The sequence below is a fragment of the Variovorax sp. MHTC-1 genome (assembly GCF_003984645.1).
Taxonomy (GTDB): Bacteria; Pseudomonadota; Gammaproteobacteria; order Burkholderiales; family Burkholderiaceae_C; genus Variovorax.
In genome coordinates, this window is the sequence record NZ_RWKI01000007.1 from 220,589 (window position 1) to 245,393 (window position 24,805).

At 67.5% G+C, this 24,805-nt stretch carries 21 protein-coding genes; 17 read left to right on the forward strand and 4 right to left on the reverse strand.

Going from position 1 to position 24,805, the window contains the following annotated elements; genetic code table 11:
* Positions 1 to 24 precede the first annotated feature (24 nt).
* On the forward strand, positions 25 to 624 hold the full coding sequence (locus tag EJI01_RS14695; RefSeq protein ID WP_126837886.1) for an isochorismatase family protein: 600 nt from the start codon (positions 25 to 27) through the stop codon (positions 622 to 624).
* A gap of 13 nt (positions 625 to 637) precedes the next feature.
* Here the strand turns inward: EJI01_RS14695 and EJI01_RS14700 are convergent, their stop codons facing one another.
* Positions 638 to 1,567 carry a LysR family transcriptional regulator gene (locus tag EJI01_RS14700; protein ID WP_126837887.1) on the reverse strand — a complete coding sequence of 310 codons (930 nt, stop codon included), beginning with the start codon at positions 1,565 to 1,567 and terminating at the stop codon, positions 638 to 640.
* A gap of 106 nt (positions 1,568 to 1,673) precedes the next feature.
* Between EJI01_RS14700 and EJI01_RS14705 the strand changes: the two genes are divergently transcribed.
* Positions 1,674 to 3,200 carry a CoA-acylating methylmalonate-semialdehyde dehydrogenase gene (locus EJI01_RS14705; RefSeq protein ID WP_126837888.1) on the forward strand — a complete coding sequence of 509 codons (1,527 nt, stop codon included), beginning with the start codon at positions 1,674 to 1,676 and terminating at the stop codon, positions 3,198 to 3,200.
* 6 nt (positions 3,201 to 3,206) lie between these two features.
* Here EJI01_RS14705 and EJI01_RS14710 read toward each other — a convergent pair whose 3' ends face one another.
* Positions 3,207 to 4,322 (reverse strand): 3-deoxy-7-phosphoheptulonate synthase, encoded by a 1,116-nt coding sequence (locus EJI01_RS14710; RefSeq protein ID WP_126837975.1) that lies wholly within the window; start codon positions 4,320 to 4,322, stop codon positions 3,207 to 3,209.
* A 112-nt stretch (positions 4,323 to 4,434) separates the two neighbouring features.
* Between EJI01_RS14710 and EJI01_RS14715 the strand changes: the two genes are divergently transcribed.
* The 8 genes from EJI01_RS14715 (at position 4,435) to EJI01_RS14745 (ending at position 15,526) form a co-directional block, all read left to right on the forward strand.
* Entirely contained in the window at positions 4,435 to 5,466 is a 1,032-nt protein-coding gene (locus tag EJI01_RS14715) for an isocitrate/isopropylmalate dehydrogenase family protein (RefSeq protein ID WP_126837889.1), read from the forward strand.
* A 33-nt stretch (positions 5,467 to 5,499) separates the two neighbouring features.
* On the forward strand, positions 5,500 to 5,688 hold the full coding sequence (locus EJI01_RS28780; protein ID WP_185878932.1) for a hypothetical protein: 189 nt from the start codon (positions 5,500 to 5,502) through the stop codon (positions 5,686 to 5,688).
* Positions 5,633 to 7,648 carry a propionate--CoA ligase gene (locus EJI01_RS14720; RefSeq protein WP_126837890.1) on the forward strand — a complete coding sequence of 672 codons (2,016 nt, stop codon included), beginning with the start codon at positions 5,633 to 5,635 and terminating at the stop codon, positions 7,646 to 7,648. The genes EJI01_RS28780 and EJI01_RS14720 overlap by 56 nt, the downstream gene beginning before the upstream one ends.
* Positions 7,649 to 7,814: 166 nt before the next feature.
* Positions 7,815 to 10,700, forward strand: a complete 2,886-nt coding sequence (locus EJI01_RS14725) for a 2-oxoglutarate dehydrogenase E1 component (protein ID WP_126837891.1) — start codon at positions 7,815 to 7,817, stop codon at positions 10,698 to 10,700.
* Positions 10,701 to 10,751: 51 nt separating this feature from the next.
* Positions 10,752 to 12,020 (forward strand): 2-oxoglutarate dehydrogenase complex dihydrolipoyllysine-residue succinyltransferase, encoded by a 1,269-nt coding sequence (odhB, locus tag EJI01_RS14730; RefSeq protein ID WP_126837892.1) that lies wholly within the window; start codon positions 10,752 to 10,754, stop codon positions 12,018 to 12,020.
* A gap of 177 nt (positions 12,021 to 12,197) precedes the next feature.
* Positions 12,198 to 13,628: a dihydrolipoyl dehydrogenase gene (gene lpdA, locus EJI01_RS14735; RefSeq protein WP_126837893.1), complete on the forward strand. Its 1,431-nt coding sequence runs from the start codon at positions 12,198 to 12,200 to the stop codon at positions 13,626 to 13,628.
* A gap of 153 nt (positions 13,629 to 13,781) precedes the next feature.
* Positions 13,782 to 14,879, forward strand: coding sequence for a cell division protein ZapE (gene zapE, locus EJI01_RS14740; RefSeq protein WP_126837894.1), 1,098 nt, complete (start codon positions 13,782 to 13,784; stop codon positions 14,877 to 14,879).
* A complete protein-coding gene (locus tag EJI01_RS14745) occupies positions 14,876 to 15,526 on the forward strand; it encodes a hypothetical protein (protein WP_126837895.1) in 651 nt (216 codons plus the stop codon). Before zapE ends, EJI01_RS14745 begins: the two co-directional genes overlap by 4 nt.
* A gap of 22 nt (positions 15,527 to 15,548) precedes the next feature.
* On the opposite strand, the gene EJI01_RS14750 is transcribed toward EJI01_RS14745, so the two are convergent.
* A complete protein-coding gene (locus EJI01_RS14750; protein WP_126837896.1) occupies positions 15,549 to 16,364 on the reverse strand; it encodes a PP2C family protein-serine/threonine phosphatase in 816 nt (271 codons plus the stop codon).
* Positions 16,365 to 16,453: 89 nt separating this feature from the next.
* Between EJI01_RS14750 and EJI01_RS14755 the strand changes: the two genes are divergently transcribed.
* Positions 16,454 to 16,657, forward strand: a complete 204-nt coding sequence (locus tag EJI01_RS14755; RefSeq protein WP_126837897.1) for a DUF465 domain-containing protein — start codon at positions 16,454 to 16,456, stop codon at positions 16,655 to 16,657.
* A complete protein-coding gene (locus EJI01_RS14760) occupies positions 16,657 to 18,657 on the forward strand; it encodes an ATP-dependent DNA helicase (RefSeq protein WP_126837898.1) in 2,001 nt (666 codons plus the stop codon). The genes EJI01_RS14755 and EJI01_RS14760 overlap by 1 nt, the downstream gene beginning before the upstream one ends.
* Positions 18,658 to 18,694: 37 nt before the next feature.
* Here the strand turns inward: EJI01_RS14760 and EJI01_RS14765 are convergent, their stop codons facing one another.
* Complete coding sequence (locus EJI01_RS14765) at positions 18,695 to 19,504, reverse strand: outer membrane protein assembly factor BamD (RefSeq protein WP_126837899.1); 810 nt, start codon at positions 19,502 to 19,504, stop codon at positions 18,695 to 18,697.
* A gap of 23 nt (positions 19,505 to 19,527) precedes the next feature.
* On the opposite strand from EJI01_RS14765, the gene EJI01_RS14770 reads away from it, so the two are divergent.
* From EJI01_RS14770 to rlmN, 5 genes are all read left to right on the forward strand, one after another.
* Complete coding sequence (locus EJI01_RS14770; RefSeq protein ID WP_409513953.1) at positions 19,528 to 20,544, forward strand: RluA family pseudouridine synthase; 1,017 nt, start codon at positions 19,528 to 19,530, stop codon at positions 20,542 to 20,544.
* A 128-nt stretch (positions 20,545 to 20,672) separates the two neighbouring features.
* Complete coding sequence (gene scpB / locus EJI01_RS14775; RefSeq protein ID WP_126837900.1) at positions 20,673 to 21,437, forward strand: SMC-Scp complex subunit ScpB; 765 nt, start codon at positions 20,673 to 20,675, stop codon at positions 21,435 to 21,437.
* Positions 21,434 to 23,065: a pseudouridine synthase gene (locus EJI01_RS14780; RefSeq protein ID WP_126837901.1), complete on the forward strand. Its 1,632-nt coding sequence runs from the start codon at positions 21,434 to 21,436 to the stop codon at positions 23,063 to 23,065. Before scpB ends, EJI01_RS14780 begins: the two co-directional genes overlap by 4 nt.
* Positions 23,066 to 23,215: 150 nt before the next feature.
* Positions 23,216 to 23,635: a nucleoside-diphosphate kinase gene (ndk, locus tag EJI01_RS14785; RefSeq protein ID WP_126837902.1), complete on the forward strand. Its 420-nt coding sequence runs from the start codon at positions 23,216 to 23,218 to the stop codon at positions 23,633 to 23,635.
* A gap of 19 nt (positions 23,636 to 23,654) precedes the next feature.
* Entirely contained in the window at positions 23,655 to 24,803 is a 1,149-nt protein-coding gene (gene rlmN / locus EJI01_RS14790) for a 23S rRNA (adenine(2503)-C(2))-methyltransferase RlmN (RefSeq protein WP_126837903.1), read from the forward strand.
* Positions 24,804 to 24,805 lie beyond the last annotated feature (2 nt).

Here is a 24,805-nt window from a genome sequence, read left to right on the forward strand (position 1 = left end):
CTTTTCGTGAAAGACGTTCGCTCCATGCTGCTCGATGCATCGCAATCCCAACTGGTCCTGGTCGACTACCAGGCGCGCCTGATGCCGGCGATCTTCGAAGGGGAGGCCGTGGTCGAGAACGCGGTGCGGCTCGGCCGGATGGCCCGCGTGCTCGACGTGCCGGTCTGGGGCACCGAGGAGAACCCGTCGAAGCTCGGCGAGAACCTGGCCGACATCCGCGCCCTGTGCCAGCGCACGCTGGCCAAGATGCATTTCAGCGCGGCGGAAGAGGGGCTGGGCGAATGGCTGCGCGCGCCTGCCAAGGCGCCGCAGGGCAATGCGCGCAGCCTGCCCAAGCACCTGCAGAAGCCGGCCGCCGCCGAAGAACGAAACACCATCGTGATCGCGGGCTGCGAAGCCCATGTGTGCCTGCTGCAGACCGCCCTCGATTTGCTCGAGGACGAGTTCGAAGTCTGGGTGGTGACCGATGCCTGCAGTTCGCGCACGGAGCGCAATCGTGATGCCGCCTTCGACCGCCTGGCCGGCGCCGGCGCGGAACTCGTGACCACGGAAATGGTCGGCTTCGAGTGGCTGCGAACGGCCGAGCATCCGCGTTTCGATGACGTGTTGGCGCTGATTCGCTAGAGGACTCGGGACCTCAGGCCGCGAAGCCGGCCGCAAACGCCTCCCGCAGATACGCGACGAAGGCCTCCACCGCGCGCGGCACATGGGCGGAGTAGGGGCGGATCGCATACAGGCGCTCGCCGAAGGCCCCGACCGGCCGCCATTGCGGCAACACCTCCACCAGCTTGCTTGCCTGCAGGCCGGATTGCGCGCTGAAGTCCGGCAGGAGCGCGATGCCGAGGCCGGTCGCCGCCGCATCGCGCAGCGCCTCGCTGTTGTTGGCGGCGAACGGGCCGTTGACCGGCACCGTTGCCTGTTCGCCATCGGCGTCGCGCACGAAGCTCCAGGCCGGTGTGTCCTGCGTCCGCGGGTAGTGCAGGCAGTCGTGCTTCGCCAAATCCTGCGGCGATTCCGGTGTGCCGCGGCGGCGCAGGTAGGCGCGGCTGGCGACCAGCACCGAGCGGGTGGGCGCCAGCATCCACGCCACATGCGTCTCCGGCGGCGCGGCGGTGTGGCGCACGGCGAGGTCGAAGCCCTCCATCGCGAGCGAACGCAGGCGATCCGACATGTCCAGCTCCAGGCGGACTTCAGGGTAGGCGCGCAGGAAGTCTGCGAGGCGCGGCACCAACTGCTGGCGCGCGAAGGCCACCGGTGCCGTCACCCGCAGCAGGCCGCGTGGCGCGCTGGCCAGGTCGCGCACGCCGGCGAAGCTGTGCGCGATCCGCTCGAAGGGCGTGCGCATGTCGTCGACCAGGCGCTGGCCCGCCTCGGTGAGGCGCACGCTGCGCGTGGTGCGGCGCACCAGCGGCACGCCGGCAGCGCGCTCCAGCTCGGCGATGCGCTGGCTCATGGCCGCCTTGCTCACGCCCAGCCTGGCGGCCGCGGCCGTGTAGCTGCCCTGCTGCTCCAGGACGGTCAGCCAGTGCAGGTGGGTCCAGAGCAGTTCCACTTTTTTGTCGTCCATCGCTCTATTGTTCACTATGGCAAACAATCAATTCAGCGCCAGCGCCTAGGCAAGGGCGGCGCGGCTTTCTAGACTGGCCGCCTTTCCCTTCATTACCAGCCCGGCCATGACCACCAAGATCTCCGTTCCCACCCCGATCGCGCACTACATCGCGGGCTGCCGTGCGGGCGGCGCCTCGCCGCGCACCCAGGACGTCTTCAACCCCGCGACCGGCACCGTGACCGGCAATGTCGCGTTGGCCAGCCGCGCCGACGTCGATGCGGCGGTGGCCGCCGCCCAGGCCGCCTTTCCGGCCTGGGCCGACACGCCGCCGATTCGCCGCGCGCGCGTGATGTTCAAGTTTCTCGAGCTGCTCAATCGCCATCGCGACGAGCTGGCGCACCTGATCACGGCCGAGCACGGCAAGGTCTTTACCGATGCGCAGGGCGAGGTCACGCGCGGCATCGACATCGTCGAGTTCGCCTGCGGCATTCCGCAGCTGCTCAAGGGCGACTACACCGACCAGGTCTCGACCGGCATCGACAACTGGACGCTGCGCCAGCCCTTGGGCGTGGTGGCCGGCATCACGCCCTTCAACTTCCCGGTGATGGTGCCGATGTGGATGTTCCCGGTCGCGATCGCGGCCGGCAACACCTTCGTGCTCAAGCCCAGCCCGACCGACCCCAGCCCCTCGCTGCGCATGGCCGAGCTGCTGAAGGAAGCCGGCCTGCCCGACGGCGTGTTCAACGTCGTGCAGGGCGACAAGGAGGCGGTCGACGCGCTGATCGAGCATCCCGATGTCAAGGCGATCAGCTTTGTCGGCTCGACGCCGATCGCCAACTACATCTACGAGACCGGCGCGCGCCACGGCAAGCGCGTGCAGGCGCTGGGCGGCGCGAAGAACCACATGGTGGTGATGCCCGACGCCGACGTCGAACAGACGGTGGACGCGCTGATCGGTGCGGGCTACGGTTCGGCCGGCGAGCGCTGCATGGCGATCAGCGTCGCGGTGCTGGTGGGCGATGCGGCCGACAAGATCATGCCGAAGCTGATCGAGCGCGCGAAGACGCTCAAGGTGCTCGACGGCGAGAACCTCGCGGCCGAGATGGGCCCGATCGTCACGCGCGCGGCGCACGAGCGCATCACCGGCTACATCGTGCAGGGCGAGAAGGAAGGCGCGAAGCTGCTGGTCGACGGCCGGCAGTTCGACGCAACGCAGGCAGGCGAGGGCTGCGCTGACGGCTTCTGGATGGGCGGCACGCTGTTCGACCACGTCACGCCCGAGATGCGCATCTACAAGGAAGAGATCTTCGGCCCGGTGCTTTCCTGCGTGCGCGTGCACGACCTCAAGGAAGCGGTGGATCTGATCAACACCCACGAGTTCGGCAACGGCGTGGCCTGCTTCACGCGCGACGGCAACGTGGCGCGCGAGTTCTCGCGCCGCGTCCAGGTCGGCATGGTGGGCATCAACGTGCCGATCCCGGTGCCGATGGCCTGGCACGGCTTCGGCGGCTGGAAGAAGAGCCTGTTCGGCGACATGCACGCCTATGGCGAGGAGGGCGTGCGCTTCTATACCAAACAGAAGTCGATCATGCAGCGCTGGCCCGAGAGCACGCCCAAGGGCGCCGAGTTCGTGATGCCGACAGCGAAGTAGGCAGCGTCAAAGCCGTCGCCGCGACTTCACCGCCGCGGCAAGTTCCTGCAACACCGGCACGGTCTGCGAAAAACCGATGCACGCATCGGTGATCGATACCCCGTGCCTGAGCGCTACGCCTGGCACCAGGTCTTGCCGGCCTTCCTCCAGGTGGCTTTCGATCATCACGCCGGCGATGCGTCGCTCGCCGGCGGCGATCTGCCCGGCCACGTCGTGCGCGACCTCGATCTGACGCTGGTACTGCTTGCTGCTGTTGCCGTGGGAGACGTCGATCATGACCTGCTCGCGCAGGCCCAGCGCGCGCAGCGCCTCGCAGGTGGCGGCCACCTCCGCGGCGGCGTGGTTGGGCGTCTTGCCGCCGCGCAGGATGACGTGGCAATCGTCGTTGCCGCGGGTTTCGAAAATCGCGGCCATGCCCATCTTCGTCATGCCCATGAAGGCATGCGGCGCCCGCGCCGCGAGGATCGCGTCGGCCGCAACCTTGATGCTGCCGTCGGTGCCGTTCTTGAAGCCCACGGGGCAGCTCAGTCCCGAGGCCAGCTGCCGGTGGCTCTGGCTCTCCGTCGTTCGCGCACCGATGGCGCCCCAGGCAATCAGGTCGGCGATGAACTGCGGGCTCAGCAGGTCGAGGAACTCAGTGCCGGCCGGAAGGCCCATCGTCGTCAGCTCAAGCAGCAGGCGCCGCGCCCGCTCGAGTCCTTCGTTGATCGCGAAACTGCCGTCGAGGTGTGGGTCGTTGATGTATCCTTTCCAGCCCACCGTGGTGCGCGGCTTCTCGAAGTAGGTGCGCATCACGATCAGGAGGTCGTCCTGCAGCTCGTCGGCCACAGCCTTCAGCCGGTGGCCGTATTCGAGCGCCTGGTCATGGTCGTGGATCGAGCAGGGCCCCACGACCACGACGAGCCGGTCGCTGCGCCCGTGCAGCACATCGGCGATCGCTGCGCGGCTGGCTTCCACCAGCGCGAGCGTGTCGTCGCGCACCGGCACGCGTTCCTGCAGCAGCGCAGGCGTCATCAGCGGGCGGACGGCGCCGATGCGCACGTCGTCGATGCGGGTGGTGTCGATCGTGCTGTCGCGGGAGCCGATCTCGGCGTCGTGGAGGGGGTCGTCAAGTCGGGTCATGTGTTCGATCGCGGCGCGGTTCATGCGTGGGGACCACCGGATTGTCCGCCGATAATCGCCCGGTCCGCGCCGCCGAACCGAGCGCTCTTTCACTTCCCCCTGGAGTCATCCCATGTCCGCTGTCATTCCCGCAACCTTGATCGCCGGGGACGGCATCGGCCCCGAGATCGTCGATGCGACGCTCGCGGCCCTCGACGCGCTGCAAGCGCCTTTCGAATGGGACCGCCAGGTGGCAGGCCTCGGGGGCGTGCAGCAGGCCGGCGATCCGCTGCCGGCGGCCACGCTGGACAGCATCCGCCGTACGCGTCTCGCGTTGAAGGGGCCGCTCGAAACGCCGTCGGGCGGCGGCTACCGCTCCTCGAACGTTCGCCTGCGCGAGGAGTTCCAGCTCTACGCCAACCTGCGTCCCGCGCGCACCATCATTCCCGGCGGCCGCTTCGACAACATCGACCTGACGGTCGTGCGCGAAAACCTCGAAGGCTTGTACATCGGCCACGAGCACTACGTGCCGATCGACGGCGACCCGCATGCGGTCGCGATGGCCACCGGCATCAACACGCGCCAGGGCAGCCGCCGCCTGCTCGAATATGCCTTCGAGACCGCCGTCGCGACAGGCCGCAAGAAGGTCACGATCGTGCACAAGGCCAACATCATGAAGGCGCTGACCGGCATCTTCCTGGAAACCGGCCTCGACCTGTACGAGCGCAAGTACAAGGGCAAGTTCGAACTCGACACGGTCATCATCGACGCCTGTGCGATGAAGCTGGTGCTCAATCCGTGGCAGTTCGACATGCTGGTCACGACCAACCTCTTCGGCGACATCCTGTCCGACCTGGTGGCCGGACTCGTCGGTGGCCTGGGCATGGCGCCTGGCGCCAACATCGGCGCCGACGCGGCCATCTTCGAAGCGGTGCACGGTTCTGCGCCCGACATTGCCGGCAAGGGCATCGCGAATCCCACGGCGCTGCTGCTGGCCGCCGCATTGATGCTCGACCATTGCAAGCTGCCGGAACTGGCGACGCGCTTGCGCAAGGCCATCGACCAGACGCTCAACATCGACAAGGTGCGCACGGGCGACCTGGGCGGCAGCGCCGGCACCGCCGCTTTCACCAAGGCGCTGGTGAGCCGGATCGCCGGCGGCTGAGGAAGGGGGCGGCCGCCGCTCGTAGGAAGGCAATTGCTTCACGCCGCGACGAACTTCTTCGATCAGGGCGAGCAGCTCCCTTCGCGCGACGATCGAAATGCGATCGTCGAACAGAGACTCAACGGCGCGCGCGTGGCACAGATGTTCCTCGATCGTCTGGCCGCTTATGCCGACATGCGCTGCAGTGTCGATTTGCCGCCGGAACGACCTCGGGATAGTTAAGAATTCGGTCTCAAGGACAAGCCGTAAGGCCCCGAACTGGAGACAAGCCATGAGCCGCTACGCAGACTTCTATCGCCGGTCCATCGAAGCGCCCGAAGCCTTCTGGGCCGAACAGGCCCAGCTCATCGACTGGCAAACGCCGCCGCAGCAGATTCTCGATGCCGGCAACCCGCCCTTCGTGCGCTGGTTCGCAGGCGGCACGACCAACCTCTGCCATAACGCGGTCGATCGCCACCTGGCCGCGCGCGGCGATCAGCCCGCCCTGATCGCCATCTCCACCGAAACCGGCACCGAAAGGAGCTACAGCTTCAAGGAGTTGCACGCCGAAGTGCAGCGCGTGGCTGCGAGCCTGATGGAGCTCGGGGTCGGCAAGGGCGACCGCGTACTGATCTACATGCCGATGATCCCAGAGGCCGCCTTCGCGATGCTGGCCTGCGCTCGCCTGGGCGCGATCCACTGCGTGGTGTTCGGCGGCTTCGCCAGCGGCTCGCTGGCTTCGCGCATCGACGATGCGACGCCGAAGGTCGTGGTGAGCGCCGATGCCGGGTCGCGCGGCGGCAAGGTGCTCGCGTACAAGCCGCTGCTCGACGAGGCGATCCGGCAGTCCTCGCACAAGCCCGAGGCGGTGCTGCTGGCCGATCGCGGCCTGGCGCCGATGGCCCTGACCGAAGGGCGCGACCATCTGATGGCCGCGCTGGTCCAGAAGCACCGCGATGCGCACGTGCCCTGCACCTGGCTGGACGCGACCGACATCAGCTACACCATCTACACCAGCGGCACCACCGGCCGGCCCAAGGGCGTGCAGCGCGACACCGGCGGCTATGCCGTGGCCCTGGCCGCCAGCATGAAGCACATCTTCGACGGCCGGGCCGGCGAAACCTATTTCTCGACCAGCGACATCGGCTGGGTGGTGGGCCACAGCTACATCGTCTACGGCCCCCTGATCGCGGGCATGGCCACCCTCATGTACGAGGGGCTGCCCACGCAGGGCATGGACCGGCAGCCCGACGGCGGCATCTGGTGGCGGCTGGTGGAGAAATACAAGGTGACCGTGATGTTCAGCGCGCCGACCGCGGTGCGCGTGCTCAAGAAGCAGGACGCGGCGCTGTTGAAGAAGTACGACCTCTCCAGCCTGCGCGCGTTGTTCCTGGCCGGCGAGCCGCTCGACGAGCCCACGGCACGCTGGATCAGCGAGGGCCTGGGCGTGCCGATCATCGACAACTACTGGCAGACCGAATCGGGCTGGCCCATCCTCACGGTGGCCAACGGCGTCGAGCAGACGCGAAGCAAGTTCGGCAGCCCAGGCGTTCCGATGTATGGCTACAAGGTGAAGATCCTCCACGAATCGACCGGCGAGGAATTGAGCGGCGCCAACGAGAAGGGCGTGGTGGTGATCGAAGGCCCGACGCCGCCGGGCTTTATGCAGACCGTGTGGAAGGACGACGAGCGCTTCGTCGACACCTACTGGAAGACCGTGCCGGGCAAGCTGGTGTATTCGACCTTCGACTGGGGCATCCGCGACGAGGACGGCTACTTCTACATCCTCGGCCGCACCGACGACGTGATCAACGTCGCCGGCCATCGGCTCGGCACGCGCGAGATCGAGGAAGCGATCTCGGGCCATGCGAAGGTTGCCGAGGTCGCGGTCGTCGGCGTCGCCGATGCGCTGAAGGGGCAGGTGGCGATGGCCTTCGTCGTGCCGAAGGACGCCGCCGCCGCGAGCGACGAGAAGACAGCCCTCCTGCTCGAAGGGGAAATCATGAAGCAAGTGGCCGACCAGCTCGGCGCACTGGCGCGGCCCGCGCGTGTGCGCTTCGTCAGCGCGCTGCCCAAGACGCGAAGCGGCAAGCTCCTGCGCCGCGCGATCCAGGCGGTGTGCGAAGAGCGCGATCCGGGCGACCTGACCACGATAGAAGACCCCGGCGCCCTCCAGCAGATCAGGCAGTCGCTCTCCGCTTGAGGCTTGCGAAGGCGCTTTCCGCCGTCACATGGCTGCCATGGCACAATGCCAGGGTACTCAGGCCCTTCCCCAGCCACAGTCGCATCCGCCAACCGGTTCAGCCGTGTCGCGGAAGGTTTCTTAAACCAGCTAGTGCTTCCTCAAGGGAAGCGAAGGTCAGCGGAATATGAGCGATTCATCGTCGACGCCCGGGGCGTCCGTCTATCACGCCTACCAAGGCAACACCTACCTCTTCGGCGGCAATGCGCCCTATGTCGAGGAGATGTACGAAAACTACCTCAGCAATCCCGGCAGCGTGCCCGACAACTGGCGCTCGTACTTCGATGCGCTGCAGCACGTGCCCGCCACCGACGGCAGCACCACCCGTGACGTGCCGCACCAGCCGGTCATCAATGCCTTCGCCGAGCGCGCCAAGCAGGGCACCACGCGAGTGGTGCAGGCCAGCGGCGCGGATTCCGAGCTGGGCCGCCAGCGCACCGCCGTCCAGCAGCTGATCGCGGCCTACCGCAACGTCGGCGCCCGCTGGGCCGACCTCGATCCGCTGAAGCGCACGGAGCGCCCGTCGATTCCTGAGCTCGAGCCCTCGTTCTACGGTTTCACCGATGCCGATCTCGAAACGGTGTTCAACACGAGCAACACCTTCTTCGGCAAGGACACGATGTCCCTGCGCGACCTGCTCAACGCGCTGCGCGAGACCTACTGCGGCACGATGGGTGTCGAGTACATGTACACCACCGACCAGAACCACAAGCGCTGGTGGCAGCAGAAGCTCGAAAGCGCGCGGACCAACCCGAAGCTCAGCACCGAGCAGAAGAAGCGCGTCCTCGAACGCCTGACGGCGGCCGAAGGCCTGGAGCGCTTCCTCCACACCAAGTACGTCGGTCAGAAGCGCTTCTCGCTCGAAGGTGGAGAGAGCTTCATCGTCTCGATGGACGAGCTGATCAGCCAGGCCGGCATCAAGGGCGTGCAGGAGATCGTCATCGGCATGGCCCACCGCGGCCGCCTCAACGTGCTGGTCAACTCGCTCGGCAAGATGCCGGCCGACCTGTTCGCCGAGTTCGACCACACGGCGCCCGAAGACCTGCCGAGCGGCGACGTCAAGTACCACCAGGGCTTCAGCTCCGACGTTTCGACGCCCGGCGGTCCGGTGCACCTGAGCCTGGCCTTCAACCCCTCGCACCTCGAGATCGTGAATCCGGTGGTCGAAGGCTCCGTGCGCGCGCGCATGGACCGCCGCGCCGACCCGCTCGGCAAGCAGGTGCTGCCGGTGATCGTGCACGGCGACGCCGCTTTCTCGGGCCAGGGCGTCGTGATGGAAACGCTGGCACTGGCCGAAACGCGCGGCTACTCCACCGGCGGCACGGTCCATATCGTGATCAACAACCAGATCGGCTTCACCACCAGCGACCCGCGCGACAGCCGCTCGACGCTGTACTGCACAGACATCGTCAAGATGATCGAGGCGCCGGTGCTGCACGTGAACGGCGACGACCCCGAAGCAGTGGTGCTCGCGACCCAGCTCGCCCTCGAGTTCCGCATGGAGTTCCAGAAGGACGTGGTGGTCGACATCATCTGTTTCCGCAAGCTCGGCCACAACGAGCAGGACACGCCCTCGCTGACCCAGCCGCTGATGTACAAGAAGATCGCGGCGCACCCGGGCACGCGCAAGCTCTATGCCGAGAGACTCGCCGCCCAGGGCCTGGGCGACACGCTGGGCGACGACATGGTGAAGGCGCAGCGCGCGGCCTTCGACGCCGGCAAGAACACCACGAATCCGGTGCTGACCAACTTCAAGAGCAAGTACGCCGTCGACTGGAGCCCCTTCCTCAACAAGAAGTGGACCGACGCCGGCGACACCGCCATCCCCACCGCGGAATGGAAGCGCCTCGCCGAGCGCATCACCAAGGCGCCGGAAAACTTCACCGTGCATCCGCTGGTCAAGAAGGTGCTCGACGACCGTGCGGCCATGGGCCGCGGCGACGTCAACGTCGACTGGGGCATGGGCGAGCACATGGCTTTCGCTTCGCTGGTGGCAAGCGGCTATCCGGTGCGCCTCTCGGGCGAGGACAGCGGCCGCGGCACCTTCACGCACCGCCACGCCGTGCTGCACGACCAGAACCGCGAGAAGTTCGACGAGGGCACCTACGTGCCGCTTTCGAACGTGGCCGACAACCAGGCGCCCTTCGTCGTCATCGACTCGATCCTGTCGGAAGAAGCGGTGCTCGCCTTCGAATACGGCTACGCGTCGAACGATCCGAACACGCTGGTGATCTGGGAAGCGCAGTTCGGCGACTTCGTCAACGGCGCGCAGGTCGTGATCGACCAGTTCATCGCCTCGGGCGAAGTGAAGTGGGGCCGCGTCAACGGCATCACGCTGATGCTGCCGCATGGCTACGAAGGGCAGGGCCCCGAGCACAGCTCGGCGCGCCTCGAGCGCTTCATGCAGCTGGCGGCCGACACCAACATGCAGGTGGTGCAGCCCACCACCGCGAGCCAGATCTTCCACGTGCTGCGCCGCCAGATGGTGCGCAACCTGCGCAAGCCGCTGATCATCATGACGCCCAAGTCGCTGCTGCGGAACAAGGACGCGACCTCGCCGCTGTCCGAGTTCACCAAGGGCAGCTTCCAGACCGTCATTCCCGACAACAAGGACTTGAAGGCCGAGAAGGTCAAGCGCCTCATCGCCTGCTCCGGCAAGGTCTACTACGACCTGGCGAAGAAGCGCGAGGAAAAGGGCGCCGACGACGTGGCGATCATCCGCGTCGAGCAGCTCTACCCGTTCCCGCACAAGGCCTTCGCCACCGAACTCAGGAAGTACCCGAACCTCGCGGACGTGGTGTGGTGCCAGGACGAGCCGCAGAACCAGGGGGCCTGGTTCTTCGTGCAGCACTACATCCACGAGAACATGCTGGAAGGCCAGAAGCTCGGCTACTCGGGCCGCGCCGCCTCGGCGTCGCCCGCGGTCGGCTATTCGCACCTGCACCAGGAACAGCAGAAGGCGCTGGTCGACGGCGCCTTCGCCAAGCTCAAAGGCTTCGTGCTGACCAAGTAAGAAGAACCACATCCACACCTACGAAGAAACACGAAGCGGAGCACATCAGTAATGTCTATCGTTGAAGTCAAAGTCCCCCAGTTGTCCGAATCCGTGGCCGAGGCCACGATGCTGCAGTGGAAGAAGAAAGCCGGCGAAGCCGTCGCGATCGATGAGATCCTGATCGAGATCGAGACCGACAAGGTCGTGCTGGAAGTACCGGCTCCGGCCGCCGGCGTGCTGGCCGAGATCGTGGCGGGCGACGGTGCCACCGTCACCGCCGACCAGCTGATCGCGAAGATCGACACCGAGGGCAAGGGTGCGGCAGCCGCGCCCGCCGCCGCTCCGGCGGCAGCGCCTGCTGCCGCGGCGGCGCCGGCCGCAGCAGCCGCACCGTCCGGCGGCTCGAAGTCCGATGTCGCCATGCCCGCGGCAGCCAAGCTCTTGGCCGACAACAAGCTCACGACGGGCGACGTTGCCGGCACCGGCAAGGACGGACGCGTCACCAAGGGCGACGTGCTCGGTGCAGTCGCCTCCGGTGCCACGGCCAAGGTCGCTGCGCCGGCCGCCATCCCCACGGGCGCGCCCAAGACAGCGCTGCCGCAGGTCGCTGCGCCCGCCCGCGCGCCGGACCTCGGCGAGCGCCCGGAAGAACGCGTGCCGATGAGCCGCCTGCGCGCCCGCATTGCCGAGCGCCTGCTGCAATCGCAATCGACCAACGCCATCCTGACCACCTTCAACGAGGTCAACATGGCGCCGGTGATGGAAATGCGCAAGCGCTACCAGGAGAAGTTCGAGAAGGAGCACGGCGTCAAGATCGGCTTCATGAGCTTCTTCGTGAAGGCCGCAGTGCATGCGCTCAAGAAGTACCCGGTGATCAATGCCTCGGTGGATGGCAACGACATCGTCTACCACGGCTACTTCGACATCGGCATCGCCGTCGGTTCGCCGCGCGGCCTGGTGGTGCCCATCCTGCGCAATGCCGATCAGATGAGCTTTGCCGACATCGAGAAGAAGATCGCCGAGTATGGCCAGAAGGCCAAGGACGGCAAGCTGGGCATCGAGGAGATGACCGGAGGCACCTTCTCCATCTCCAACGGCGGCGTGTTCGGTTCGATGCTGTCGACGCCGATCATCAATCCGCCGCAGTCCGCCATCCTCGGCGTGCATGCGACCAAGGACCGCGCCGTGGTCGAGAACGGTCAGGTTGTCGTCCGCCCGATGAACTACCTCGCGATGTCCTATGACCACCGCATCATCGACGGCCGCGAAGCTGTGCTGGGCCTGGTTGCCATGAAGGAGGCGCTGGAAGATCCTGCCCGCCTGCTGTTCGATATTTGACCCACCCCCGTTGCTTGCTCACTTCGTGTAGCCGCCTCCCCCCTCCAGGGGGCGACCCCAGCGGCCCGGCAAAGCCGGCTCCGCGGGGTCTTCCGAACGGGCTTCGCTGCGCTTGCCGCGGATGCCACGACCCGTGCGAGGCGACGAACACGAACAACAACATCTGAAAGTACCCCAATGTCCAACAAGCAATTCGACGTCATCGTCATCGGTGGCGGCCCCGGCGGCTACGTTGCGGCCATCCGCGCGGCGCAACTCGGTTTCAACGTCGCCTGCGTCGACGAGTGGAAGAACGCCAAGGGCGGCCCGGCCCTGGGCGGCACCTGCACCAACATCGGCTGCATTCCCTCGAAGGCGCTGCTGCAGTCGTCCGAGAACTACGACCATGCCGGCCATCACTTTGCCGACCACGGCATCAAGGTCGAGGGCTTGAGCCTCGACCTTGCCAAGATGCTCGCGCGCAAGGACGCGGTCGTGAAGCAGAACAATGACGGCATCGTCTACCTGTTCAAGAAGAACAAGGTCACGTTCTTCCACGGCCGCGGCTCGTTCGTGAAGGCCGCGGAAGCGGGTTACGAGATCAAGGTCGCGGGCACCGCCGAGGAGAGCATCAGCGGCAAGCACATCATCCTGGCAACCGGCTCCAATCCGCGCCCCTTGCCGGGTGCCGATTTCGACGAGGAGAACATCCTCTCGAACGACGGCGCGCTGCGCATCGCTGGCGTGCCGAAGAAGCTGGGCCTGATCGGCTCCGGCGTGATCGGCCTCGAGATGGGCTCGGTCTGGCGCCGCCTGGGCGCCGAGGTCACGGTACTCGAAGCGCTGCCGACTTTCCTCGGCGCGGTCGACGAGCAGATCGCCAAGGAAGCGCACAAGGCATTCACCAAGCAGGGCCTGAAGATCGAGCTCGGCGTCAAGGTGGGCGAGGTCAAGTCGGGCAAGAAGGGCGTCAGCGTCGCCTGGACCAACGCCAAGGGCGAGGCGCAGACGCTCGAGGTCGACAAGCTCATCGTCTCGATCGGCCGCGTGCCCAACACCATCGGCCTCAATGCCGAGGCGGTTGGCCTCAAGCTCGACGAGCGCGGTTCCATCATGGTCGACGACGAGTGCAAGACCAGCCTGCCGAACGTGTGGGCCATCGGCGACGTGGTGCGCGGCCCGATGCTCGCGCACAAGGCCGAGGAAGAGGGCGTGGCGGTGGCCGAGCGCATCGCGGGCCAGCACGGGCACGTGAACTTCAACACCATCCCGTGGGTGATCTACACCTCGCCAGAGATCGCGTGGGTCGGCCAGACCGAGCAGCAGCTCAAGGCCGAAGGCCGCGCCTACAAGGCCGGCACCTTTCCCTTCATGGCCAACGGGCGTGCCCGTGCGCTCGGCGACACGACCGGCCTGGTCAAGTTCATCGCCGATGCGACGACCGACGAGATCCTCGGCGTGCACATGGTCGGACCCATGGTGAGCGAGCTGATCTCCGAGGCGGTGGTGGCGATGGAATTCAAGGCCAGCGCCGAGGACATCGCGCGCATCTGCCATGCGCATCCATCGCTGTCCGAAGCGACCAAGGAAGCGGCCCTCGCAGTCGACAAGCGCACGCTGAATTTTTGACCACCCCCGTTGCTTGCTCACTGCGTGTAGCCGCCTCCCCCCTCAAGGGGGCAACTCCAGCGGCCCGGCAAAGCCGGTCCCGCGGTGTTTCCCGAACGGGCCTCGCTCCGCTCGCCGCGAGGCAAGCGGGTCACCTTCACTTGTTGCATCGATATGTCCGTCAAGGCCGCTTACGAGGCTGAGCTGAGCGCCCGTGGTTTTCAGAGCGACCCCGCGCAGCTGCGCGCCGTCGAGGCGCTCGACCGCTGCGCCGGCGAGTGGGCCGATTACAAGGCGCAGCGCTCCAACGCATTCAAGAAGCTGATCAACCGGCTGGAGATTCCGCGCGGCGTCTACATGTTTGGCGGCGTCGGGCGCGGCAAGAGCTTCCTGATGGACTGCTTCTACAACGCGGTGCCGCTCAGGCGCAAGACGCGGCTGCACTTCCACGAGTTCATGCGCGAGGTGCACCGCGAGCTGGCCGATCTGCAAGGCACGGTCAACCCGCTCGACGAACTCGGGCGCCGGATCGCCAGGCGCTACAAGCTCATCTGCTTCGACGAATTCCATGTCGCCGACATCACCGATGCCATGATCCTGCATCGGCTCTTGACCGCGCTGTTCGAGAATGGGGTGGGCTTCGTCACGACCTCGAACTTCATGCCCGACGATCTCTATCCCGGCGGGCTGCACCGCGACCGCATCCTGCCTGCGATCGCGCTCCTCAACGAGCGGCTCGAGGTGATCAGCGTCGACAACGGCACCGACTACCGCCGCCGGACGCTGGAGCAGGTGCGCCTCTATCTCACGCCCAACGGCGCGGCGGCCGACAAGGAGATGCGCCACGCCTTCGAACGCCTCGCCGAAAGCGCGGAAGAAAACCCCGTGCTGCACATCGAGTCGCGCGAGATCCATGCGCGCCGCAAGGCCGGCGGCGTGGTTTGGTTCGACTTCAAGACCCTGTGCGGCGGTCCGCGTTCGCAGAACGACTACCTGGAGATCGCGACCCAGTTCCACACCGTGCTCCTGTCCGACGTACCGCACATGCCGGTGCGCATGGCGTCCGAAGCACGTCGTTTCACATGGCTGGTCGACGTGTTCTACGATCGGCGCGTGAAGCTCATCATGTCGGCGGAGGTCCCGCCGGAGGCGTTGTACACCGAGGGTCCGCTGGCCCACGAATTTCCACGCACCGTGTCCAGACTCAACGAAATGCAGTCGACCGAATTCCTCGCGCTCGAGCGCCGCGTCGTCGACACCCGCCTCACATGAAGAACACCATCCTCGCGCTCTCGATGGCCTTGACCGCGCTGCCGTTGTGGGCGCAATCCACCGCCACGACCGGCAACATCGACTTCGATGCGGAGCGCGCACGCCTGTCGCAGGAGCGCAAGGTGGTCGACGAGCGCTTCCAGGCAGAGCAGAAGGCCTGCTACCAGAAATTTGCGGTCGAGGGCTGCCTGGAAGACAGCCGCCGGCGCAGGCGTGCCGCCACCGACGACATCAAGCGGCAGGAAGCCGCCATCAACGACATCGAACGCAAGCGCCGCGGGGCGGACGCGCTCGATCGGCTGGAGGAGAAGAAAGCCAGCCCGCGGCCGCAGGACACGCCCTCGCAGCGCGAGCAGTCGATGAAGAACCAGGAGGGGCGCGAGCAGCGCGCGGCCGATCATGCCGAGACGCGCGCCCGCATGGCTTCCGACGCCGCCTTGCGCAAACGCGAGTTCGAAGACAAGCAGCGCGCGCATGCCGAAGACCAGGCCAAGGCCGCTGCCAGGCGCGCCGAAGCGCCGGCCGAGCGCGAAGCCTACGAGCGCAAGCAGCAGAGGGCAGCGGAGCATCGCGCCGATCGCGAGCGCCGCAATGCCGAGAAGACGAAGGACAAGACCCGCTCGGCGCCCTTGCCGACGCCGCCTTGAGCGCGTAGCGGTCGACTCCGCCTCAGTCCGCGGCGTCCGCAGCCACCGGAAGCGCCTCGAGCTTCAGCACGACCAGCGAAATATTGTCCCCGGTGCCCCGGGCGCGGCGCCGCGCTTCCGAGACCAGCAGTTCGGCGGCTACGCGCGGCGATTGTTCGTGCAGCACCCGGCCCATCTCCTCCGGCGTGAAGTAGTGCCATAGCCCGTCGCTGCAGGCCATCAGCAGGTCGTCGGGTTCCAGCTTGGGGACCAGGTGGATGTCGACCGGCGGCGGCGTGGACTTCATGCCGAGGCAGCCGAGCAGGATGTTCCCTTGCGGGTGGATGTTGGCTTCCGCCTCGGTGATCTCGCCGCGGTCCACCAGCGCCTGCACGTAGGAGTGGTCCTTGGTGCGCTTGATCAGCCGGCCGTTGCGGAAATGGTAGATGCGCGAATCGCCCGCATGGATCCAGGCGCAGTCGCCTCCGGGATTCATGAGGAACGCCGCCAGCGTGCTGTGCGGCTCCTCCTCGCTGGAGATCGCGGTGAGCTTGATCACCGTGTTGGCGTCTTCCAGCAGCTGCCGCAGTATGGCCACGGCCTCGTCGCGACCCGGCTTGTAGCGCGAGAACAACTGGCGTGCCGTCATCAGCACCTGGTCCGAGGCCTTGCGCCCACCGCTGCGTCCACCCATGCCGTCGGCGACGACGCCGAGCACGCAACCCGGCGTGCGTGGGTGGTTCATGATCAGAACCTGGTCCTGCTGGTAGGGGCGGTCCCCCTTGTGAAGACCGGTGGCCGCCGCGAGTCGAAAGCCTGGGGTCGTGGGCGCGGAGGCGACGGTGGCTCGGTCTTTCATGTGGTCGTGTGGTGGAAACGAAGACGTATTATCGAGTCAACCCTGCGCGAAGCCCGAATCGCCGCTGCATCGTCTTCGCACCGCCCCCGTTGGACTCCAATCTTCACTCCTTTTCCCGCCAGCTGATCGAACTGCGCATCGAGCACGCCGACCTGGACGCCACCATCGACCGGCTCGTCGAGGCCGTTCCGCGGGACGAATTGCTGCTGCGGCGTTTGAAGAAAAGGCGGCTCGCCCTGCGCGACCAGATCGTCCGCCTCGAGCGCATGCTCGATCCGCAAGAGCCCGCCTGATGTCGCTCGATCAACTGGTGCGCGACGCCTTCGCGCAGGACGGGGTGCTGTCGCACGCGGCCGAACAGTTCCGCGAGCGCGAGGGCCAGACCCAGATGGCGTTGGCCGTCGCCCGAACTATCGACCAGGGCGGCGTGCTCGTGGTCGAGGCCGGCACCGGCGTCGGCAAGACCTTCTCCTACCTGGTGCCGGCGCTGCTGAGCGGCGAGCGCGTGCTGTTGTCGACCGCCACCAAGACACTGCAGGACCAGCTTTTCGGGCGCGACCTGCCGCGGCTGGTCGAGGCGCTGGGTCTGCCGATGCGCACCGCGCTGCTCAAGGGGCGTGCGAGCTACCTGTGCCTGCATCGCCTCGACCTGGCGCGCCATGATCCCTCCCTGCCCGAGCGCGGCAGCGTTCGCACGCTGGCCAAGATCGAGCAGTGGTCGAAGGCCACCCGCACCGGCGACCTGGCCGAGCTGCCGGGCCTGGACGAGCGCTCGCCGCTGATCCCGCTGGTGACCTCCACGCGCGAGAACTGCCTGGGCGCGCAGTGCCCGCAGTTCAAGCCCTGCCACGTCAACCTGGCGCGCCGCGAGGCGATGGCGGCCGACGTAGTGGTCATCAACCATCACCTGTTCTTCGCCGACCTGGCGGTGCGCGAATCGGGCATGGCCGAGCTGTTGCCCACCGTGCGCGTGGTCGTCTTCGACGAGGCGCACCAGCTCAACGAGACCGGCGTGCAGTTCCTCGGCGCGCAGCTCGGCAGCGGGCAGGCGCTGGATTTCGCGCGCGACATGCTGGCCGCGGGCCTGCAGCAGGCGCGCGGGCTGGCCGACTGGCAGCAGCTGGTGGGCGCGGTCGAACGCGGCGCGCGCGAACTGCGGCTCGCGGTCGGCAAGCAATGGCCCGGCGCCAAGCTGCGCTGGGCAAGCGCTTCACCCGAAGGAGTCCCGGTCGACGAATGGCAAGCCGCGCTCGACGCCCTGCAGCAGGCTTTCGAGCACGCAGCGCAGGCACTCGACACGATGAGCGAACTCTCGCCCGATTTCGTGCGCCTGCACGAGCGTGCGGAGCAGCTCGCGGAACGCGCGACCCGGTTTGCGCGGGCCTGCCCTGCGGAATCGGTGCGCTGGGTGGATGTGGGCACGCAGCTGCGGCTGGTGGAGTCGCCGCTCGACATCGCCGAGGCGGTGCGCACGCGCGTGCTCAAGGCCGACGCGAGCGACCCGCGGGAGCAGGGGCGCGCCTGGGTGTTCACCTCGGCCACGCTCGGCGACGACCCGAAACTGCGCTGGTTCACCGAACCCTGCGGGCTCGACGACGCCGAGGTGCTGCGCGTCCAGAGTCCCTTCGACTACGCGCTCCAGGCTGCGCTCTACGTGCCGCGCGCATTTCCCAAGCCCAACGATCCGGCGCACAGCGCCCAGGTGGCGCAGCTCGCGGCCCGCGGCGCGGGCGTGCTGGGCGGACGCACGCTGGTGCTCACCACCACGCTGCGTGCGCTGCGCACCATCGGCGATGCCATCAGGCAGCAGTTCGAGCGGCTGGATGCCGGGCGCCGGCTGGAGGTGCTGGTGCAGGGGGAACTGCCCAAGCGCGTGCTGATGGACCGCTTCCGCGAGGGTGCAGCCGACGGGCGCGCCGGCTGCGTGCTGGTGGCCTCGGCCTCGTTCTGGGAAGGATTCGACGCACCTGGCGATGCGCTGCAGCTGGTCGTGATCGACAAGCTGCCTTTTCCGCCGCCGAACGATCCGCTCGTCGAAGCGCGTTCGCAGCGCCTCGAATCGCAAGGCCGCAGCGCCTTCGGCGACTACTCGCTGCCGGAAGCGGCCGTGGCCCTGAAGCAGGGCGCGGGGCGCCTGATCCGCCGCGAGACCGACAAGGGCATCCTGGTGATCTGCGACACGCGGCTGGTCTCGATGGGCTACGGGCGGCGGCTGCTGGCGGCCTTGCCGCCGATGCGCAGGCTGGACAGCGAAGACGCGTTCGACGCCGCGCTGCTGGAACTCGCGGGCTGAAAACAACAAAGGCCCTTTCGGGCCTTTGTTCGAGTGCTTACCATAGCTTCCACCAGGGGTCGTCCTTCGCCCTGAAGCCGCGCGTCAGATATTCGCTTTTCGGGTAGTTGCTGGTCAGGACGCGCTTGGCGTCATCGCGCAGGTCGGTCAGGCCGAGCGCGTCGTAGGACTGGACCATGATGTAGAGCGCCTCTTCGAGCGCCGGCACCTCGCGGTAGTCGGCCAAGGCCAGCTGCGCGCGGTTGATGGCCGCCAGGTAGGCGCCGCGCGTGTAGTAGTAGCGCGCCACGTGCACTTCGTACTGGGCCAGCGAGTTGACGATGTAGTTCATGCGCAGGCGCGCATCGGGCGTGTAGCGCGATTCCGGGAAGCGGGTGATCAGTTCCTTGAACGCCTCGAAGGACTCCTTGGCCGCTTTCTGGTCGCGCTCGGACAGGTCTTGCCGCGTCATCCACGCGAACATGCCGAGGTCGTCGTTGAAGTTGATCACGCCCTTGAGGTAGATCGCATAGTCGAGCGCGGGGCTGGCCGGGTGCAGCTTCATGAAGCGATCGAGAGTCGCAATGGCGGCGGGCTTTTCGCCGGCCTTGTACTGCGCATAGGCCTTGTCCAACTGCGCCTGCTGCGCGAGCGGCGTGCCGGCGGCGCGGCCTTCGAGCTTCTCGAACAGGGGCACGGCCTTGTCGTAGGCGCCCGAGCTGGATTCTTCCTTGGCTTCGGAGTAAATGCGGTTGGGGCTCCAGTTCGCGGTCCGATCGACGGTGGTCGACGAGCAGCCGGCCACGAGCCAAGCGGCCGCGCAAAGGGCCAGCCAGCCGGGGACAACCGATAATTTGGCGCGAAACATCACATAAGGCTTTCGTGAAACAGGTGCCGTCAATTATATCGGCCGACCCCTCGGACGAATTCGTGGGCGCGGTCGAGCACGACGAGGGCGCGGAGCTGTCCGAGCCGAGCGAGATCCGCAATTTTCTGATCGGCCAGGACGAGCACGGGCAGCGGCTCGACCGCGCGCTGGCCGCGCTGGTGCCCGAGTTCTCGCGCAGCTATCTGCAGCAGCTGATCGAAGCCGGCATGGTGGCGATCCAGGGCCGGGTGCTCACCAAGGTTTCGACCGCGGTGCATGCGGGCGCCGCCGGGCGCATCGAGCTGCGGCCCACGCCGCAGAGCCAGGCCTTCCGGCCCGAACCGATGCCGATCACCGTGCTGCACGAGGACGAGCATTTGCGCGTCATCGACAAGCCGGCCGGCCTCGTGGTTCATCCGGCGCCCGGCAACTGGAGCGGCACGCTGCTCAACGGCCTCTTGGCCCTGGACCCGCGGGCCGCGCTGCTGCCGCGGGCCGGCATCGTGCACCGGCTCGACCGAGACACCAGTGGCCTGATGGTGGTCGCACGCAGCCGCGCCGCAATGGATGCGCTGGTGGCGCTGATTGCGGCACGCGAGGTCACGCGCCAATACCTCGCGCTTGCGCATCGCAGCTGGCAGGGCGCCGCTGCGCGCCACGTGGATGCCGCGATCGGGCGCGATCCGCGCAACCGGCTGCGCATGGCGGTGGTCGACCTGCACCGGCATTCGGGCAAGCCCGCCCGGACGCTGATCGAAGCGCTGGACAGCAACGAGCAGGGCTGCGCGGTGCGCTGCACGCTGGAGACCGGGCGCACGCACCAGATCCGCGTGCACATGGCTTCGATCGGCCATCCGCTGGTCGGTGACACGCTCTACGGCGGTGCCGCGGCGGGCGGCCTTGCGCGGCAGGCGCTGCATGCCTTCAGGCTCGCGTTCGTGCATCCGGTCACGCACGAGCCGATGGAGTTTCGTGCGCCGCCCCCACCCGATCTGGTGCAGGCGTTGCAGGCCTGGGGCCTGGATTACAATCGCGCCTGACGGCCCCGAGGGCCGCGCCGGCCACCCGATGCCGGCCTTGCTGCAAAGCGCCTGCGGGCCGGCAGCGTCTCTTCATCCTTCTGAAATCAAGCGTCCTTCGTGGCGCCTTTTCCCGGATACCGCGAACCATGAATACGGCGGATGCCAAGCGCATTCTCGAAACCGCCTTGATCTGTTCGACGCAGCCCTTGCCGGTGCGCGAACTGCGCGTGCTGTTCGACGACGAACTGGGCGCCGACACGATCAAGTCGCTGTTGCTCGAATTGCAGGAAGACTGGTCGCAGCGCGGCCTGGAGCTCGTGAGCGTCGCCACCGGATGGCGCTTCCAGAGCCGCCCCGAACTGCGCGATCACCTCGATCGCCTGCATCCGGAGAAGCCGCCGCGCTACACGCGTGCCGCGCTCGAGACGCTGGCGATCATTGCCTACCGCCAGCCGGTCACGCGCGGCGACATGGAGGACATCCGCGGGGTCACCATCAACTCGCTGATCCTGAAGCAGCTCGAAGACCGCAACTGGGTCGAGGTGATCGGCCATCGCGAGACGGTCGGCCGGCCGGCGCTCTATGCGACCACGCGCCAGTTTCTCGACGACCTGGGCCTGGCGTCGCTGGACCAGTTGCCGGTCATCGAATCGCCGGCGCAGCAGGGTGCCTTGATCGACGCGCTCGCGCAGGCCGCCGGCGACCAGCCGGCCCTGCCGATCGACGAGTCCTCCGTCGAGACGGCAGGGGCCGAAAGCGGGGGTGAAACCGAGCCGATCGCCGAAACCTTGGCCGAGCCAGAGCCAGAGCCAGAGCCAGAGCCCGAATTCCAATCCTCGTCCCCCATCGAGCCCGATGCCGCGCCCGATGAGGTCGACACCACCGTCGTCTCCTCCGGAACCCGACCATGAGCCCATCCGAACCCGATGACGCAGCGACGCTGCCGGCCGAACCTGTTTCCGAAGATCAAGCGGCGGCGTCCGCCGCGCCGCCCGCGGAGTCGGTGACCGAGCCGAGTCCCGAAGGCGCAAGCGAGGCGCCTCGCAAGCGGCGGCCGCGCCGGCGCAAGCCCGCGGGCCAGGCCCCCGTCGAGGCGGCGGCGGAAGAGGCCGAATACACCCCGCCGGTGGCCGCCGAAGCGCAGGACGCGGCCGAGGACGACCTGGACGACGACGAAGAGCCGGACGAGGAAGAGGACGACCTCGACCGGGCCCGCCGCGCCGCCGAGCGCGAGCAGCGCAATGCGCCGCCGACCGAGCCGATCCGTTTTGCCGACGTCATCTCGGGCCAGTTCGACGCCGACGAGGAAAGCCCCGAGGTCCCGCCGCTCAAGCGCGTGCTGCTGCCGGAAGCCGATTCGCCCAAGCTGCACAAGGTACTGGCCCAGGCCGGCCTCGGCTCGCGGCTTGAGATGGAGCAGCTCATCCTGCAGGGCCGCATCTCCGTCAACAATGAGCCGGCCCACATCGGCCAGCGCATCCAGTTCGGCGACCAGGTCAAGATCAACGGCAAGCCGATCCGCTACCGCATCGCGCCCCCGCCGGCGCGCGTGATCGCCTATCACAAGCCGGTCGGCGAAGTCGTCACGCACGACGACCCGCAGAACCGGCCGACCGTGTTCCGCAAGCTGCCGCGCCTGCAGCAGGGCAAGTGGCAGTCGGTCGGGCGCCTCGACCTGAATACCGAAGGCCTGCTGCTTTTCACCAGCTCGGGCGAGCTGGCCAACCAGCTCATGCACCCGCGGTTCGGGCTCGAGCGCGAGTACGCGGTGCGTGTGTTGGGCGCCCTCAGCAGCGAGGAGAAGCAGCGCCTGCTCGAAGGCGTGCGGCTCGACGACGGCATGGCGCACTTCGGCACCATCGAAGAGGGCGGCGGCGAAGGCTCGAACTGCTGGTACCGCGTCACCATCTCCGAAGGCCGCAACCGCGAGGTGCGCCGCCTGTTCGAATCGGTCGGCCACGCGGTCAGCCGCCTGATCCGCATTCGCTACGGTGCGATGGTGCTGCCGCGCGGCCTCAAGCGCGGCGCCTGGATGGAGCTCGACGAGCGCGACATCCGCGCGTTGTTCCAGGCGGCCGGCGGTGCCGGCGAACGGCCGGGACGCACCGGTGGCGGCCCGAAGGGCCCGGGCCAGGAGGCCAGCGGCGGCCGCAACAACCGCAACCGCAAGCGCCGCGGCAACCGCAACGGCGGCGGTGCGCAGGCCGAAGGCCGCGAGCCGCCGATCCCGAATCCGCTGAGCAGCGGTCCGGCGCTGCGGGGGGACCGGAACCGGGGGGGCGGCAATGGCGGTCCTCCGCCTCAGCAGGGCCGCCGCAACCGCCGCGACGACCGACAGGGTGGCAACCGCGGCGAAGATCGTCCACCGAGCGGCGCCAACCAGCCCGACCCGATGAAGACCTCGCTCGGCTACATCGGTGCCGACAGCTTCTCGCGCCAGCGCAAGGAACAGCGTTCCGGCCCGCGGCGCGGCGGCCCGCCCGGCGGTGGCGGGGGCAATTTCGGCGGGCAGGGCGGCGGGCGCCGCCGCGGCCGCTGAAATCGCGCATCAGCCGCGGTCTTTCATCGGCCCGTCACGGGTGGTGTCGGGCGCGCCGGTTAAAATCAGAGGCTTTGTCAAGGCAGCGCAGCCGAAGCGCTGCGGCTTGACGGAACTCATCGAAATTCAAGCTCTCAGGAAATCACTTCAATGGCCATCGAACGCACCCTCTCCATCATCAAGCCCGACGCCGTGGCGAAGAACGTCATCGGCAAGATCGTCTCCCGCTTCGAGGCTGCGGGCCTCAAGATCGTGGCCGCCAAGCTGGTGCATCTGTCGCGCGCCGACGCCGAGCAGTTCTACGCCGTGCACAAGGAGCGCCCCTTCTTCAAGGACCTGGTCGAGTTCATGATCTCCGGCCCGGTGTTCGTGCAGGCGCTGGAGGGCGAGGACGCCATCACCAAGAACCGCGACCTGATGGGCGCGACCGATCCCAAGAAGGCGGCCCCGGGCACCATCCGCGCCGACTTCGCCGACAGCATCGACGCCAATGCCGTGCACGGCTCCGACGCCGTCGACACCGCGAAGGTCGAAATCGCCTTCTTCTTCCCCGAGCTCAAGGCACGCTGAGGCGGAGCCTTCCCACGCAATGACCACGGCCAACCTGCTCGACTTCGATCTCGAGGGGCTGGCTGCGTTCTGCGAAAGGCTCGGCGAGAAGCGCTTCCGCGCCACCCAGCTGTTCCGCTGGATCCACCAGCGCGGGGCGAGCGACTTCGCGCACATGACCGACCTCGCCAAGTCGCTGCGCGAGAAGCTCGCAGGCAGCGCACGCGTCGAGGCGCTGCCGATGATCACGCAGCACGAGTCGGCCGACGGCACCATCAAGTGGCTGTTCGACGTCGGCGACGGCAACGCGGTCGAGGCGGTGTTCATTCCCGAGGACGACCGCGGCACGCTGTGCGTCTCTTCGCAGGCCGGCTGCGCCGTCGGCTGCCGCTTCTGCTCGACCGGGCACCAGGGCTTCAGCCGCAACCTGACGACGGGCGAGATCGTCGCCCAGCTGTGGTTCGCCGAGCACTTCCTGCGCAAGCACCTCAAGCGCGACGAGCGTGTGATCTCCAACGTCGTAATGATGGGCATGGGCGAGCCGCTGCAGAACTATGCGGCGCTGGTGCCGGCCCTGCGCACGATGCTCGACGACAACGCCTATGGCCTGTCGCGCCGCCGGGTGACGGTGTCGACCTCCGGCGTGGTGCCGATGATCGATCGCCTGGGCGCCGATTGCCCGGTGGCGCTCGCGGTGTCGCTGCATGCGCCCAACGACGCGCTGCGCGACGACCTGGTGCCGCTCAACCGCAAATATCCCATTGCCGAACTGCTCCAGGCCTGCCAGCGCTACCTCGCGCACGCGCCGCGCGACTTCATCACCTTCGAGTACTGCATGCTCGACGGTGTGAACGACCAGCCCGAGCACGCGCGCCAACTGGTCGATCTGGTGCGCTCGCAGGGCATCTCCTGCAAGTTCAACCTGATTCCTTTCAATCCTTTCCCGGCGTCCGGCCTGCTGCGTTCGCCGCAGCCGCGGGTGCTGGCCTTCGCCAAGGTCCTGAGCGAGGCCGGCATCGTGACCACTGTGCGCAAGACGCGCGGCGACGATATCGATGCGGCCTGCGGCCAGCTGGCGGGCGACGTGAAAGACCGGACCCATGCGGCCGAGCGCATGGCGCAGCGGCGCACTGTCGTGCTGCACCCGGCCCGCAAGCAGGCCGCCACAACCACTGCCCAGGAGCCATGAAC

Coding starts and splice junctions, on each gene's coding strand:
- zapE (WP_126837894.1), top strand. CDS start 13,782: ATGTCCGTCAAGGCCGCTTACGAGGCTGAGCTGAGCGCCCGTGGTTTT.
- rlmN (WP_126837903.1), top strand. CDS start 23,655: ATGACCACGGCCAACCTGCTCGACTTCGATCTCGAGGGGCTGGCTGCG.
- EJI01_RS14750 (WP_126837896.1), bottom strand. CDS start 16,364: ATGAAAGACCGAGCCACCGTCGCCTCCGCGCCCACGACCCCAGGCTTT.
- EJI01_RS14715 (WP_126837889.1), top strand. CDS start 4,435: ATGTCCGCTGTCATTCCCGCAACCTTGATCGCCGGGGACGGCATCGGC.
- EJI01_RS14695 (WP_126837886.1), top strand. CDS start 25: ATGCTGCTCGATGCATCGCAATCCCAACTGGTCCTGGTCGACTACCAG.
- odhB (WP_126837892.1), top strand. CDS start 10,752: ATGTCTATCGTTGAAGTCAAAGTCCCCCAGTTGTCCGAATCCGTGGCC.
- EJI01_RS14760 (WP_126837898.1), top strand. CDS start 16,657: ATGTCGCTCGATCAACTGGTGCGCGACGCCTTCGCGCAGGACGGGGTG.
- EJI01_RS14710 (WP_126837975.1), bottom strand. CDS start 4,322: ATGACCCGACTTGACGACCCCCTCCACGACGCCGAGATCGGCTCCCGC.
- EJI01_RS14745 (WP_126837895.1), top strand. CDS start 14,876: ATGAAGAACACCATCCTCGCGCTCTCGATGGCCTTGACCGCGCTGCCG.
- EJI01_RS14720 (WP_126837890.1), top strand. CDS start 5,633: ATGCCGACATGCGCTGCAGTGTCGATTTGCCGCCGGAACGACCTCGGG.
- scpB (WP_126837900.1), top strand. CDS start 20,673: ATGAATACGGCGGATGCCAAGCGCATTCTCGAAACCGCCTTGATCTGT.
- EJI01_RS14700 (WP_126837887.1), bottom strand. CDS start 1,567: ATGGACGACAAAAAAGTGGAACTGCTCTGGACCCACCTGCACTGGCTG.
- EJI01_RS14780 (WP_126837901.1), top strand. CDS start 21,434: ATGAGCCCATCCGAACCCGATGACGCAGCGACGCTGCCGGCCGAACCT.
- ndk (WP_126837902.1), top strand. CDS start 23,216: ATGGCCATCGAACGCACCCTCTCCATCATCAAGCCCGACGCCGTGGCG.
- EJI01_RS14765 (WP_126837899.1), bottom strand. CDS start 19,504: ATGTTTCGCGCCAAATTATCGGTTGTCCCCGGCTGGCTGGCCCTTTGC.
- lpdA (WP_126837893.1), top strand. CDS start 12,198: ATGTCCAACAAGCAATTCGACGTCATCGTCATCGGTGGCGGCCCCGGC.
- EJI01_RS14725 (WP_126837891.1), top strand. CDS start 7,815: ATGAGCGATTCATCGTCGACGCCCGGGGCGTCCGTCTATCACGCCTAC.
- EJI01_RS14705 (WP_126837888.1), top strand. CDS start 1,674: ATGACCACCAAGATCTCCGTTCCCACCCCGATCGCGCACTACATCGCG.